This is a genomic window from Agrococcus sp. UYP10 (assembly GCF_040547205.1).
Lineage (GTDB): Bacteria > Actinomycetota > Actinomycetes > Actinomycetales > Microbacteriaceae > Agrococcus > Agrococcus jenensis.
The window spans coordinates 1,215,697-1,228,516 of record NZ_JBEPPG010000001.1 but is presented as its reverse complement, the minus strand read 5'-3'; the positions used below and the strand labels follow the sequence as shown (position 1 = coordinate 1,228,516).

Here is a 12,820-nt window from a genome sequence, read left to right as displayed (position 1 = left end):
GCTCAGCACCGACTCGGGGTTGACTCCACCGACCGGCCGGCGCACCATGTAAGTAGTTGCTTACGCAAGGAGGTGCGCAGTGCCGATCGCGACCGATCCCCTCAGCCGCATCTTCTTCGCGCTCGCCGACCCGACCCGGCGCGCGATGCTCGAGCGACTCGCAGCCGGCGCCGCGACCGTCGGCGAGCTCGCCGAGCCGTTCGCGATGAGCCGGCCGGCGGTCTCGCAGCACCTCGGCGTGCTCGAGCAGGCCGGCCTCATCGAGCGCACCCGGCAGGGGCAGTGGCGCAGCTGCGCGCTTCGCCCCGAGGGGCTCGACGACGCCGAGCAGTGGGTCACCGAGCACCGCGCCGCATGGCAGTCGCGCTTCGACCGGCTCGACGAGACGCTTGCCGCGCTGGTCGCCGGCGAGCCCAGCGCTGGCAGCGCGAGCGACGCCCACGACGCAGCATCCGACGCCGGGCCATCCGGCACCAGCACGTCCGACCAGGCCGACGCATCCGTCGGCGACCCGAAGGAGCAGTGATGACCGCAACGAAGCAGTTCACGATCACGCGCACGTTCGACGCGCCCAGGGCAGCGGTCTGGCGGGCATGGACCGACCCGACGATCGCCGCGCAGTGGTGGCATCCGCACGAGGTGGCCGTGCCGCCCGAGTCGGTGCGGATCGACCTGCGGGTCGGGGGCCGCTACGAGTACCTGATGATCGCGCCCGACGGCAGCGAGTACCCGACCGGCGGCGAGTACCTGGAGGTGCGGGAGCCCGAGCGGCTGCGCTTCTCGTGGGCGGACCCCGGCGACGCGGTCGCCGACGCCATGCAGATCACGGTCGACCTGACCGAGCTCGAGGGCGGCCGGTGCGAGATGAGCTTCCACCTGTCGGGCGTCGACGAGGACCGCGTGAGCGAGCAGAGCGTCTTCCACGGCTGGACCGAGGCCTTGGAGGAGCTCGACGACGCCCTCGCGACGACGAGCGAGCGCTCATCGTGAGCGGCCTCATCGTCGAGCAGATCGTCTCGGCCGACGGCTTCGCAGCCGAGCCCGACGGCGGCATGCGCTTCGTCGAGGCGACGACGCCGGACGGCGACATCTCGGACGAGGGCCAGCTGACGATGCTCGAGGGCGTCGACGCGATCCTGCTCGGCCGGCGCACGTACGAGATGTTCGCCGCCTACTGGCCGACCGCCGATCCGGCGGTGGAGCGCGTCGCCGAGCCGATCGCGCGACTGCCGAAGCTCGTGCTCTCGGCCACGCTCGAGCGCGCTCCGTGGGGTGACGGCGAGATCGAGGTCGTGCGGCCCGACCCGACGGCGGCGGATGCCGTGCGGGCGCTCAAGGGCCGGTTCGGCTCGATCATCGTCTGGGGATCGCTGTCGCTCGCCGACGCGCTGCTCGACGCGGGCCTCGTCGACCGGCTCCGGCTGCGCACGACGCCCGCGCTCATCGGCGACGGACTGCGCTTCACGCCGCCGTCGCTCGGGCTGCGGCTGCTGCGGCTCGAGTCGTCGGTCGCGCATCCGGCAGGGCACGTCGTCACGGAGTACGCGGTCGAGGGAGGCGGGCGATGAGGGACACGGAGCCGCAGACCGCAGGCGGCAAGGTGCTGTGGCACTTCACGATGTCGCTCGACGGCTTCGTGGCGGGGCCCGAGCACGCGATGGACTGGATGAGCGGCATCACGAACCGCGACGGGCTCATCGACGAGTACGTCGAGACGACCGGCGCCGTGCTCGGCGGTCGCGTCGGCTGGGACATGTTCCCCGACCCGAGCATGACGTACGGCGGGGCGTGGCAGGGGCCGCTCTTCGTGCTGACGCACCACCCGGAGGACGCGCAGCCGGTGGACGGCGTGACCTTCCTCGACTGCGACGTGGCAGAGGCGGTGCGGATCGGGCTCGAGGCGGCCGCCGGCAAGAACCTCGAGGTGCTCTCGCCCTCGATCGGCAGCCAGCTGCTCGAGCGGGGGCTCATCGACGAGATCGACCTGCATATCGCGCCGATCCTGCTCGGCGACGGCATCTGGCTGCACCACGCGCCGGGCGGCACGCCCATCCGGCTGTCGCTCGTGAACGGCGACGACCCCACCGCGGAGGTGAACCTGCGGTACCGGCCGGTCGCCTCGGGCTAGCCGCGGCGCGGGCCGCCGGTCACTCGTCCGGCCGCGGTCGTCGCGTCAGCTCGAGGCGCACGAGCGGGAGCAGGTGCCTCGGCCACACGACCGCGGCCACCGCGTCGCCCAGCCCCACGCCGATGCCGACGACGTGCTCGTCGCCGATCTCGACGCAGGCGACCTCCTCGCCGTCGATGAGGATGGAGCTCGGGACGGCGTCGAGCGCCGAGGGCTCGTCGATGAAGGCGTCGGGCTCGTGCGGCGTCGGATCCCGCTCCTCGCGGAAGGTGTTGCCGATCACGTTGCGCATGTGCAGGGCGAGGACGTCGGCGACCGACTCGTCGTCGCGCGGCACGACCGTCTGCACCGCCTCGTACGCCGCGGGGAAGCGCATCCAGCGCATCCACTCGACGGCCGTCGGGGGCAGTCGGGGCGACGGATCCGCGAGCGCCGCCTCGAGGTCGGGCGAGAGCCGCACGTGGTTGATCGGGTCGTCGAGGTCGTCGGGGTTCCAGAGGATCGCGTAGGAGATGGCGGCGGCGTCGAGCTGGAACGGTCCGCCGTCGCTGCTCGACGCGATCGTGCTCACGCCGGTCTCGCGGATGCTCGGCTGGGCCACGAGCGTCGCGAGCCGCACGGGGAACTCGGCCGACACCGCGTCGAGGGTCGGCGGGTCGTCCAGCGGGCCGTCGGGCTCGGCGAAGTCCATGCGGCCAGCCTGGCCGATCGACGCCGCGCGCACCAGTCCGGGGGCCGCTCGGCGGAGCCGCCGCCCCCGCTCCCCCGCACGGCGGAGCCGCAAGTCCAGCCGTCAGGGGGAGGCCGGCGCGAGGCCGCCGACGTAGCGTCGGAGCATGCTCTCCATCCGATCGATCTCCCGCTCCTTCAACGGGCACCGGGCGCTCAACGACGTCAGCTTCGACGTGCAGAACGGCCTGATGACCGGCTTCGTCGGCGCCAACGGCGCAGGCAAGACCACGACCATGCGCATCATCCTCGGCGTGCTCACGCCGAGCACCGGCGAGGTGCTCGTCGACGACCGCCCCATCACCGCCGATGACCGCGCGCAGTTCGGCTACATGCCGGAGGAGCGCGGCCTCTACCCGAAGATGAAGGTGCACGAGCAGCTCGTGTACCTCGGCCGCCTGCACGGCCTCAGCTCGGCGCACGCGTCGACCCGCGCTGCAGACCTGCTCGAGCAGCTGGGCCTCGGTGAGCGCCGGGACGACAAGCTCGAGTCGCTCAGCCTCGGCAACCAGCAGCGCGCGCAGATCGCCGCGGCGCTCGTGCACGAGCCCACCGCGCTCGTGCTCGACGAGCCGTTCTCCGGGCTCGACCCGATGGCCGTCGAGACGACGGTCGAGGTGCTCCGCGACGTCGCCCGCAGCGGCGCCCCGGTGCTCTTCTCGAGCCACCAGCTCGACCTCGTCGAGCGCCTGTGCGACTCGCTCGTCATCCTCGCCGGCGGCGAGGTGCGCGCGGCAGGCACGCGCGAGCAGATCCGCTCTGCCCACGCGCGGCCCGAGTGGGTGCTCGAGACCGACGACGCGGGCTTCGTGCGCGGCATCCGCGGCATCGAGGTCATCGAGTTCGACGGCGGTCACGTGCGCTTCACCGCCCCCACCGACGACGACGCCGACCGCGTGCTGCGCGAGGCGATCGAGCGCGGCACCGTCCGCAGCTTCGCCCCCTCCATCCGACCGCTGACCGAGATCTTCCAGGAGGTCATCCGATGAGCACCACCACCACCCGCGCCCCGGGCACGAACACCCGCGGGCGCACGCGCTTCGCGCAGGCCGTCGGGATCGTCGCGCAGCGGGAGATCATGACGCAGCTGCGCTCGAAGGCGTTCATCATCTCGACGATCATCACGCTCGCGCTGGTGTTCGGCGCGGTGCTCTTCTCGTCGGTCGGCCCGCAGCTGTTCGACGAGGACACCGACGTCGCCACCACGTCGGAGCTCGCGCCGACGCTCGAGCAGCTCGACGGCGTCGCCGTCGTCCCCGCCGACAGCGCGGATGCCGTGCGCGACGCCGTGCGCGACGGCTCGGTCGACGCCGGCGTCATCGCGGGCGACGGCCCGTCCGGGCTCGTCGTCATCGGTGACCGCGAGGCGCCCTCGAGCCTGCTCCAGCTGCTCAGCATCACGCCCGACCTCGAGCTGCTCGACCCCAGCGCGCCAGACCCGATGCTGACCTACTTCATCGGCCTCGCCTTCGGCCTCGTCTTCTTCATGTCGGCGATGACGTTCGGCCAGACGATCGCCAACTCGGTCGTCGAGGAGAAGGCGTCGCGCATCGTCGAGATCATGCTCGCGACGGTGCCGGCCCGCGCCATCCTGGCCGGGAAGGTGATCGGCAACTCGATCCTGGCGTTCGGGCAGATCCTGCTCATCGCGGCGGTGGTGCTGCTGGGCGGCGCCATCACCGGCTCTCAGCTGCTGCTCGACGGGCTCGGCATGCCGATCGTGTGGTTCGTGGTGCTCTTCACCGTCGGCTTCATCATGCTCGCGGCGCTCTACGCGGCGGCGGCGGCGCTCGTCTCCCGCGCCGAGGACCTGGGCTCCGCGACGAGCCCGCTCATCATGCTGATCATGATCCCGTACTTCCTCGTGATCATCTTCAACAACAACCCGCTCGCGCTGCAGATCATGTCGTACGTGCCGTTCTCGTCGCCGGTCGCGGTGCCGATGCGCGTCTACCTCGGCACGATGGAGTGGTGGGAGCCGTTCCTCTCGCTCGCGATCCTGGTGGTCTCGACCATCCTCGTGATCGTCTTCGCCGCGAAGGTCTACGAGCGGTCGCTGCTCAAGACCGGCTCGGCCGTGAAGTGGAAGGACGCGCTGAAGGTGTAGCCGTCGTCCGTCGGATGGTCGCAGATGGCCCCGCTCCTGCCCGGAACGGGGCCATTCGCGATCTCCGGGACGTGATCCCGCAGATGGGTTGACACCGTCGAGGTTGCATGGTTCATTAGTCGAGTAATGAACCAACGGAGTAGCGCGGAACGCCTCAGCGACCCGCACGCTCCCGGATGTGCGCACATCCGACCCACCGACCGAAGGAAGCAGCATGCTCGACGACAGCAAGCCGCTGTTCGTAGCAGTGGCAGAGCAGATCGAGGACGGGATCCTCGACGGCACCTACGCCGAGAACGACCCCGTGCCCTCGACGAACGAGCTCGCAGCATTCCTCCGCATCAACCCCGCGACCGCCGGCAAGGGCTTCAGCCTGCTGGTCGACGCCGGGGTGCTCATCAAGAGGAGAGGGATCGGCATGTTCGTCGCCCCAGGCGCTCGCGAAGCGCTCCGGCAGCGCCGGAGGTTCGCGTTCCAAGACCAGTTCATCGCACCCCTGCTCCGCGAGGCAGCACAGCTCGGCATCTCTGCCGAGGACCTCGCGGACATGATCACGAAGGAAGCCGTCCGATGACCGCCATCGTCACCCGCCAGCTGTCCAAGCACTACCCCGAGGTGCGCGCCCTCGACGGCGTCTCGATCGCGCTCGAGGAGCACCGCATCCACGGCCTCCTCGGCCGCAACGGCGCCGGCAAGACCACGCTCATGCAGCTGCTCACCGGCCAGGTCTTCGCGACCGACGGCACCATGGAGGTGCTCGGCGCGAGCCCGGTCGAGAACGCCGACGTGCTCATGCAGACGTGCTTCATCCAGGAGAGCCAGAAGTACCCCGACACGTTCCGCGCGATCGACGTGCTGCGGGTCGCGGCCGGCGCCTACCCGAACTGGGACCAGTCGTTCGCCGACCGGCTCGTCGACGAGTTCCGCCTGCCGGTCAAGCGCATGATCAAGAAGCTCTCGCGCGGCCAACTGTCGGCGATCGGCATCGTCGTGGGGCTCGCCTCCCGCGCACCGCTGACGTTCTTCGACGAGCCCTACCTCGGGCTCGACGCGGTCGCCCGGCGGATGTTCTACGACCGCCTGCTCGCCGACTTCAGCGAGCATCCGCGCACCGTCGTGCTCTCGACGCACCACATCGACGAGGTGGCGAACCTCCTCGAGCACGTCATCATCCTCGACGAGGGGCGCGTGCTGCTCGACGCCGACACCGACGAGCTGCACCACGCGGCGATCGCGGTCTCCGGCCGCGCGGCCGACGTGGATGCGTTCCTGTCGGACCGCGACGTGCTCGAGCGCACCGTGCTCGGCACCCTCGCCACGGCCACGTTCACCGCGCACGCCGGCGACGAGCGCGCCGCTCGCGAGGCCGGCCTCGACGTGAGCCAGGTCTCGCTCCAGGCACTCTTCGTGCACCTCACCACGGCGAACGCCGCAGCCGCCGAGCAGCCCATCGGCACCCGTTCCGCGACCGACGTCGCGACCTCCTGAGAGGCACCGTCATGCGCATCCGCAACGTCGTCCAGCTCCACACCGTCAACAAGCTGCAGGCCTTCGGCTGGCCGCTCGTCATCATGCTGCTGTCCCTCATCGTCGTGCTCATCATCGGCGCGCTCGTCGTGAACGTCGCCGCCGCAGCCGGGGATGGCGCCCAGGCGCGCGCCGGCATGAACATGGGCATGCAGTGGAACGGCGCGATCTTCGCGCTGCTCGGCCCGCTGATCGGCTTCGGCTTCACCGCGATGGGGCAGTACTTCCCGCTCGCGCTCGGCCTCGGCCTCACCCGCCGCGAGTTCGCGACCGGCACCGCGCTCGTCTTCGCCGGCAACGCGGCCTTCTACGCGGTGATCATCACCATCGGCAAGGTGATCGAGGTCGCGACCGGCGGCTTCGGGCTCGGCATCCGCTTCTTCGACACGCACTTCACCGGCACCGGCGAGTGGTGGCAGACGCTCGTGCAGACGTTCCTGCTCATCCTCTCGGTGATGCTCGTCGGCGCCGCGATCACCACCGCCTTCCACCGCTGGGGGCAGTCGTTCCTCTGGGTCTTCTGGATCGCGCTCGCGATCGTGGTGCTGGCCTTCTCGGCAGGACTCGTGCTCTCGGAGCCGTTCCGCGGCTTCGCGGTCGACGTCGGGATGATGGGCTGGCTGCCGTGGATGGGCGTCGTCGCCCTCCTCGGGGCGGTCGGGGCGGCCGTCTGGCTCGCGCTCGTGCGCCGCGCTCAGGCTCGCTGAGCCGATCACGCAGCAAGGGCCCGCCCGAGTCGTCGACTCGGGCGGGCCCCGCTCGTCTCGCTAGGGCGCTGCGCCCTCGGCGGCGTCGTCGTCGTCAGCGGCGACCGCCTGCTGCGGCTCGCCCGCACCCTCGGTCGGGGCGCCGGAGCCGGCGAGCGGATCGGTCGGCTCGCCGCTGATGGGCCGGTCGGCGCCCCACCGCGACGGGCCGTCGAGCGCCTCGTCGAGCGCGTCCTGCGACTCCGCGGCCACCTGCTGGATCCCGCCGTCGTGCTCGGCGCCGGTGGTGCCGCCGGGCTGCAGCTCGTCGCCGCTCTGCGATGCGTCCGTCATCGGGTCTCCCTCCTGCTGCGCGGACGGCACCGGTCGGTGCCGCTGCTTCCGCGCCGCGAGTCTTCTCCGGCAACCTGGATCGCCACTGACAGCGCGACCGGCACCGCGCGCGAGCGCCGGCTCAGGCCTTCACCGCGGCGAGGCGGTCGAGGGCCTCCTGCCGCTCGGCGGCGTGATCGAGGATGCGCTCCGGGTAGCCGTGTGCGTACCCGTCCGCGACCTTCCACGGCTCGTGCACCGCCGCGCCTGCGATGTGCCGGAGCTCGGGCACCCAGCGCCGCACGTACTCGCCGTCGGGGTCGTAGCGCTGGCCCTGCACGACCGGGTTGAAGACGCGGAAGTAGGGCGCCGCATCCGTGCCCGTCCCCGCCGTCCACTGCCAGCCGTGGCTGTTCGAGGCGAGGTCGCCGTCCGCGAGCTGCTCCTGGAAGAACCGGGCGCCATGCACCCACCACACGTGCAGGTCCTTCGTGAGGAAGCTCGCCGTCACCATCCGCACCCGGTTGTGCATCCAGCCCTGCGAGCGCAGCTGCCGCATGCCCGCGTCGACGAACGGGAAGCCCGTCCGGCCCTCGCACCACGCCTCGAAGCCCTCGCCCGGCTCGTCGTAGGCCATGCCGCGCAGCTGGTCTCCGAAGTCGCGCCACGCGGACCGCGGGTGGTGCCACAGCACATCCGCGTAGAACTCGCGCCAGGCGATCTCGGCCTGGAACCGCTTGAGCGAGCGCTGCGCGGCCTTGCTCCGCCTCGGCGCGGTGCGGTCGAGGTCGGCGAGCAGCGTGCGCGGATGCACGGTGCCGAGCTTCAGCGCGATCGAGAGCCGCGACGTGCCGTCCAGGTCGGGGCGGTCGCGATGCTCGTCGTAGTCGTCGATGGGCCCGTCGAGGAAGGCGGCCCACCGCTCGAGGGCCGTGTCCTCCGCGGCCCACGACAGCTCCGCCTCGGTCTCGGGCACCGCGGGCAGCGGCTCGCCCTCGATCCCCCGCAGCCATCGCACGGCGTCCGGCAGCTCGGCGGGCGCGCGCCAGCCGTGCGCGAGCCACGCGCGCGAGAAGGGCGTGAAGACGCGGAAGGGCGAGCCGTCGGCCTTCCGCACGCGACCAGGGGAGACGGCGTAAGGCGTGCCCGTCGCGACGAGCGGCACGTCGAGCGCCTGCTCCACGCGCGCATCGCGCCGGCGACCGCCGGGCGTCGACTCGCCCGAGATGTGCACGGCATCCGCCGCCGCCTCGTCGACGAGCTCGCGCAGCACCTGCTCGGGTGCGCCCTCGCGCACGACGAGCGCACCCTTGGTGGCCGTGCTCAGGGCGGCGAGTGCGGTGCGCAGCGCCGCGGCGCGCGCGGTGCCCGCGCCGACGAACGCGGGGTCGACGATGAAGACGGGCAGCACCTCACCGGCCGTGGCGGCCGCCACGAGCGCGGGATGGTCCTGCACCCGCAGGTCGCGACGGAACCACACGATCTGGGCACCCATGCGGGCAGGCTACTGCCCGCCCGCCGGATGCCCGATGTGCGCTCAGCGCAGCGGCTCGGCGAGGTTCGCCGGCGGCTTCCCCTGGTCGACGCTCGACGGGTCGCTCGGCGTCAGCTCGCCGTCGTCCGTCTCGCGATCCGCCCGCAGGCGCTCGTCCTCCGCCGACGCGGTGCCCGCCACCCGGCCGCCGTCACCGGACTGCACCTCGTGCTGCCCCTGCGGCTCGTCCGCCTCGCCTGCCGGCCACTCGGCCGCGCCCAGGCTGTCGGCCGACGCCGGGATCGCGTCGTCCGGGAGCACGGCGCCCGCACCCTCCGGCACGCGTGCCTGGTCGGTCTCGTCAGACATGTCCACTCCGATCCTCGCGCGGCGCCGGCGGCGCCGCTGGCGCACAGCACTCTCGTCCCCCGACCTGGAACCGCCCTGGACGCCTGCCAGGATGGAACCGTGCAGACGCTCCACGACGCGGACCGCCGCGGCTTCGCATCCGACAACTACTCCGGCGTGCATCCCGAGGTGCTCGCCGCGATCGCCGCGGCGAACGGCGGCCACCAGACCGCCTACGGCGCCGACGAGTACACCGCGCACCTGCAGGAGGTCGTGCGGCGCCACTTCGGCGAGCAGGCCGAGGCGTTCCCGGTCTTCAACGGCACGGGCGCGAACGTGCTCGCCCTGCAGTCGCTGCTCCCCCGCTGGGGCGCCGTCGTGGCCGCGAAGACCGCGCACATCAACGTCGACGAGGGCGGGGCGCCAGAGCGCGTCGGCGGCATGAAGCTGCTCACCGTGCCGACGCCCGACGGCAAGCTGACGCCCGAGCTCATCGACCTCGAGGCGTGGGGCTACGGCGACGAGCACCGCGCGCAGCCGCTCGCCGTGTCGATCACGCAGTCGACCGAGCTCGGCACGCTCTATACAGCCGACGAGATCCGCGCGATCGCCGACCACGCGCACGCGAAGGGCATGCTGCTGCACGTCGACGGTGCCCGCATCGCCAACGCGGCAGTCGCGCTCGACCAGCCGCTGCGGGCGTTCACGACGGATGCCGGGGTCGACATCCTCTCGCTCGGCGGCACGAAGAACGGGGCGATGGGCGCGGAGGCGGTCGTCGTGCTGTCCGAGCGCGCGGGCCACGGGCTCGTCTACCTGCGGAAGCTCAACATGCAGCTCGCATCGAAGATGCGCTTCATCTCGGCGCAGCTCGTCGCGCTCTTCGAGGGCGAGCTGTGGCGCGAGAACGCGGTGCACGCCAACGCGATGGCGGCCAGGCTGCGCACCGCGGTCGAGCAGCTGCCCGGCGTCTCGTTCGCCTACCCGACGCAGTCGAACGGCGTGTTCGCGCGCTTGCCCGAGGGCGTCGCCGATGCGGTGCGCGAGGCGTTCTTCTTCTACGACTGGGATGCCGCCGCCGGCGAGGTGCGCTGGATGTGCACCTGGGACACGACCGAGGCCGACGTGGATGCGCTCGCGGAGGCCGTGCGCGAGGCCGTCGGCGGGGAGCCGGTCGAGGCCGCGACGCCCGAGGAGCCCCTCCCCGCCGCGCCCTTCCCGCCCACGAGCTGACCCGGTCGGGGCCCGGACGCCATCGGGGCCCCGGCGGTACTCCGCCGGGGCCCCGTGGCTGTTCGTCCTGCTGGATCAGGAGCCGGACTGCGCCTCGCCCTGCACGCGGTCCTTCGCCTGCTGCGCCTCGCCCTGCACGCGGTCCTTCGCCTGCTGCGCGTCGTCCTTGACCTGGCCGGCGGCGCCCTGCGCCTCGTCCTTGACGGTGGCCGTGGCGTCCTGCGCCGTCTCCTTGACCGACTGCGCGGCGTCCTGCGCGGGCTGCTTCAGGTGCTCGCCCGCCTCCTTGGCGACGTCCTTCGCCTCCTCCACGAGGGGCTGGGCGCCCTCCTTGACCTTGGCGGCGGCCTGCTTCTCGGGCTCGCTCGCCGGGATCAGCGACGCGATGAGCGCGCCGACGCCGAAGGCGATGAGGCCGACGGCGAGCGGGTTGCCCTTCGCCTTGCGGGCGACGGTCTGCGCGGCGTCCTGCGCACCCTCGCCGACACGGCCGACGGCGCCCTGCACGTTGCCGACGGCACCGTGCACGCTGTCGCCGACGCGGTCGCCCACGCGGCCGACGGCTCCGGAGTCAGCGGGGTGGTCGCTGCCGAACAGGCGCTCCTTGACGTCGCCGATCGCGGCCTTGGCTCGCGTCGCCTGGCGGTCGACCATGCTGCTGGGCGAGACCTTCTCGGCGAGCGCGTCCACGTCGCCGCTGACCTCGTTGCGGGTGCGGTCGATCCGCGCGCGGATCTCCTCGGGTGTCTCAGTCATCGGTTCTCCTCCTTGGTGTGCAGTGCATCGGGGATGTGCTTGACGGAGTCGACCGTCTCGGGCATCGGCTCCACCTGCTTGAGCGCCTTGCGGCCCTGCAGGAAGAGCACGAGGGCGACCACGGCCCAGATGATGGCGACGATGAGCGCGCCCCATCCGAGGTGGTCGAGCAGGCCGCCGAGGACGAACATCAGCGTCAGCGACAGGAACAGGACCACGAGGTGACCGGCGTAGCCAGCGCCTCCCAGCATCCCTGCACCCTTGCCGGCGCGCTTCGCCTGCTCGATGCCCTCCGCCTTCGCGAGCGCGATCTCATCGCGCATGAGGGCGGAGACGTCCTGCATCAGGTCGCCGACGATGTCGCCGACCGACTGCTGCGCCGCTCGACGCTCCGCGTCGTTCGTGGCGGCCGCGACGACCGGGTCCTCGTGGGCGGCATGCGCGCCGGGCGCGCCGTACTCGGAGCTGCTCACAGCCCGCGCTCCTCCGTGGGACGGGTCCCGTAGATGGCGTCGTCCGCGGCGGTGCCGGTCAGGGGCTCGTCGGCCCAGGTGTCGGTGCCGGCTGCGAAGTGCCGCGGCGTGGTGACGTCACCGGTCGTGCCGGTGGCGTAGTCGGAGCTGTACGCCGAGTCGGAGCCGTAGGCCGTGCCGGTGCCATACGCCGAGCCGGTCGTGGTGGTGCCGTACGTCGGGCCGGTCGTGCCGGCCGTGGCAGCCCGCTCCTCCTTGGCGCCCGCGATGAGGCCGCTCGTGAGGCGACCGACCAGCAGGCCTGCGACGCCCGAGATGGCGATGAACGTCACCGGGTGGCGACGCGCGTAGCGCTTGAGCTCCTCGAGCAGGTCCGCGGGCTCGCGCTCGCTGATCCAGCTCGCGGCCGACTCCACGCGGCTGCCGACCTCGCCGATGAGCTGGGACGCGATGCCGTCCGTGCCGCCGCTGCCCGACGACAGCGAGCTGAGGTCGTTCGCGATGGTGCGGAGGCCGTCGGCGGCGCGGTGCTGCTGCGTCGAGGCCTGGCTGCGCGCCTCCTGGAGCGTCGTGTCGAGCAGCTGGCGAGCCTGCTGCTTCGCCTCGGTGGCGACGTTGCGCGCCTCGTCCTTCGCGGTGCCCGCGACGCGGCCTGCGGCGTCCTTGGCGGACTCGCCCACGTTGGCGGCCTCCTCCTTGGCGGTGTCCTTCACGTCCCTGGCGGAGTCCTTCACGCCCGAGGTCTGCCCGCTGCCGGTCGACGGCGTGGTCGTGATGGGCGGCACGGTGGTGCCCGTCGCGGGCGTGGCCGCTACCGGCACGGTCGGGCTGTCGAAGACCGCCTCAGCCTCGGGCGGGAGCCCAGCGGGCCGACGGAGCGGGTCATTGGGCTGGTATGCGTCGGTCATGAGTCATCCAATCCTGTTGACGCGGGAGGTTGTCCCCCTGCTCCTATGGACTCTGTACCCCATTCCTGAACGTTGCATCCGCACTGGCCTGAAGACGTCTGCGGCCTGTGGCACGCTT

17 protein-coding genes are annotated in these 12,820 nt (G+C 72.1%); 10 read left to right on the top strand and 7 right to left on the bottom strand.

Annotated elements, in window-relative coordinates:
• The first annotated feature begins 79 nt into the window (after positions 1–79).
• The 4 genes from ABIB37_RS06100 to ABIB37_RS06085 are packed head-to-tail and all read left to right on the top strand — an operon-like array spanning position 80 to position 2,128.
• On the top strand, positions 80–526 hold the full coding sequence (locus ABIB37_RS06100; RefSeq protein WP_354258047.1) for an ArsR/SmtB family transcription factor: 447 nt from the start codon (positions 80–82) through the stop codon (positions 524–526).
• Positions 526–990: an SRPBCC family protein gene (locus ABIB37_RS06095; protein ID WP_354258044.1), complete on the top strand. Its 465-nt coding sequence runs from the start codon at positions 526–528 to the stop codon at positions 988–990. Before ABIB37_RS06100 ends, ABIB37_RS06095 begins: the two co-directional genes overlap by 1 nt.
• The gene (locus ABIB37_RS06090) at positions 987–1,568 is read left to right on the top strand and encodes a dihydrofolate reductase family protein (RefSeq protein WP_354258041.1); all 582 of its coding nucleotides are present in this window, start codon (positions 987–989) and stop codon (positions 1,566–1,568) included. Before ABIB37_RS06095 ends, ABIB37_RS06090 begins: the two co-directional genes overlap by 4 nt.
• Positions 1,565–2,128, top strand: coding sequence for a dihydrofolate reductase family protein (locus ABIB37_RS06085; RefSeq protein ID WP_354258038.1), 564 nt, complete (start codon positions 1,565–1,567; stop codon positions 2,126–2,128). The genes ABIB37_RS06090 and ABIB37_RS06085 overlap by 4 nt, the downstream gene beginning before the upstream one ends.
• Before the next feature lie 19 nt (positions 2,129–2,147).
• On the opposite strand, the gene ABIB37_RS06080 is transcribed toward ABIB37_RS06085, so the two are convergent.
• Entirely contained in the window at positions 2,148–2,819 is a 672-nt protein-coding gene (locus tag ABIB37_RS06080) for a hypothetical protein (protein WP_354258035.1), read from the bottom strand.
• A 145-nt stretch (positions 2,820–2,964) separates the two neighbouring features.
• Between ABIB37_RS06080 and ABIB37_RS06075 the strand changes: the two genes are divergently transcribed.
• From ABIB37_RS06075 to ABIB37_RS06055, 5 genes are all read left to right on the top strand, one after another.
• Positions 2,965–3,846 carry an ABC transporter ATP-binding protein gene (locus ABIB37_RS06075; RefSeq protein ID WP_354258033.1) on the top strand — a complete coding sequence of 294 codons (882 nt, stop codon included), beginning with the start codon at positions 2,965–2,967 and terminating at the stop codon, positions 3,844–3,846.
• Positions 3,843–4,964: an ABC transporter permease gene (locus ABIB37_RS06070; RefSeq protein WP_354258031.1), complete on the top strand. Its 1,122-nt coding sequence runs from the start codon at positions 3,843–3,845 to the stop codon at positions 4,962–4,964. Before ABIB37_RS06075 ends, ABIB37_RS06070 begins: the two co-directional genes overlap by 4 nt.
• A 214-nt stretch (positions 4,965–5,178) precedes the next feature.
• Positions 5,179–5,538 carry a GntR family transcriptional regulator gene (locus ABIB37_RS06065; protein WP_354258029.1) on the top strand — a complete coding sequence of 120 codons (360 nt, stop codon included), beginning with the start codon at positions 5,179–5,181 and terminating at the stop codon, positions 5,536–5,538.
• Positions 5,535–6,452, top strand: a complete 918-nt coding sequence (locus ABIB37_RS06060; protein ID WP_354258026.1) for an ABC transporter ATP-binding protein — start codon at positions 5,535–5,537, stop codon at positions 6,450–6,452. Before ABIB37_RS06065 ends, ABIB37_RS06060 begins: the two co-directional genes overlap by 4 nt.
• 11 nt (positions 6,453–6,463) lie before the next feature.
• The gene (locus tag ABIB37_RS06055; protein WP_354258023.1) at positions 6,464–7,198 is read left to right on the top strand and encodes a hypothetical protein; all 735 of its coding nucleotides are present in this window, start codon (positions 6,464–6,466) and stop codon (positions 7,196–7,198) included.
• A 60-nt stretch (positions 7,199–7,258) separates the two neighbouring features.
• Here ABIB37_RS06055 and ABIB37_RS06050 read toward each other — a convergent pair whose 3' ends face one another.
• From ABIB37_RS06050 to ABIB37_RS06040, 3 genes are all read right to left on the bottom strand, one after another.
• Positions 7,259–7,531 carry a hypothetical protein gene (locus tag ABIB37_RS06050; protein ID WP_354258020.1) on the bottom strand — a complete coding sequence of 91 codons (273 nt, stop codon included), beginning with the start codon at positions 7,529–7,531 and terminating at the stop codon, positions 7,259–7,261.
• 121 nt (positions 7,532–7,652) lie between these two features.
• Positions 7,653–9,005, bottom strand: coding sequence for a cryptochrome/photolyase family protein (locus tag ABIB37_RS06045; RefSeq protein ID WP_354258017.1), 1,353 nt, complete (start codon positions 9,003–9,005; stop codon positions 7,653–7,655).
• Positions 9,006–9,047: 42 nt separating this feature from the next.
• Positions 9,048–9,353, bottom strand: coding sequence for a hypothetical protein (locus ABIB37_RS06040; RefSeq protein WP_354258014.1), 306 nt, complete (start codon positions 9,351–9,353; stop codon positions 9,048–9,050).
• A gap of 99 nt (positions 9,354–9,452) precedes the next feature.
• Between ABIB37_RS06040 and ABIB37_RS06035 the strand changes: the two genes are divergently transcribed.
• Positions 9,453–10,565: a threonine aldolase family protein gene (locus ABIB37_RS06035; RefSeq protein ID WP_354258011.1), complete on the top strand. Its 1,113-nt coding sequence runs from the start codon at positions 9,453–9,455 to the stop codon at positions 10,563–10,565.
• Positions 10,566–10,640: 75 nt separating this feature from the next.
• On the opposite strand, the gene ABIB37_RS06030 is transcribed toward ABIB37_RS06035, so the two are convergent.
• From ABIB37_RS06030 to ABIB37_RS06020, 3 genes are read right to left on the bottom strand one after another with little or no spacing between them, the layout of a single operon-like run.
• On the bottom strand, positions 10,641–11,321 hold the full coding sequence (locus tag ABIB37_RS06030) for a DUF3618 domain-containing protein (protein WP_354258008.1): 681 nt from the start codon (positions 11,319–11,321) through the stop codon (positions 10,641–10,643).
• Positions 11,318–11,794 carry a phage holin family protein gene (locus ABIB37_RS06025; protein ID WP_502914033.1) on the bottom strand — a complete coding sequence of 159 codons (477 nt, stop codon included), beginning with the start codon at positions 11,792–11,794 and terminating at the stop codon, positions 11,318–11,320. Before ABIB37_RS06025 ends, ABIB37_RS06030 begins: the two co-directional genes overlap by 4 nt.
• Entirely contained in the window at positions 11,791–12,702 is a 912-nt protein-coding gene (locus ABIB37_RS06020; protein WP_354258005.1) for a hypothetical protein, read from the bottom strand. Before ABIB37_RS06020 ends, ABIB37_RS06025 begins: the two co-directional genes overlap by 4 nt.
• Positions 12,703–12,820 lie beyond the last annotated feature (118 nt).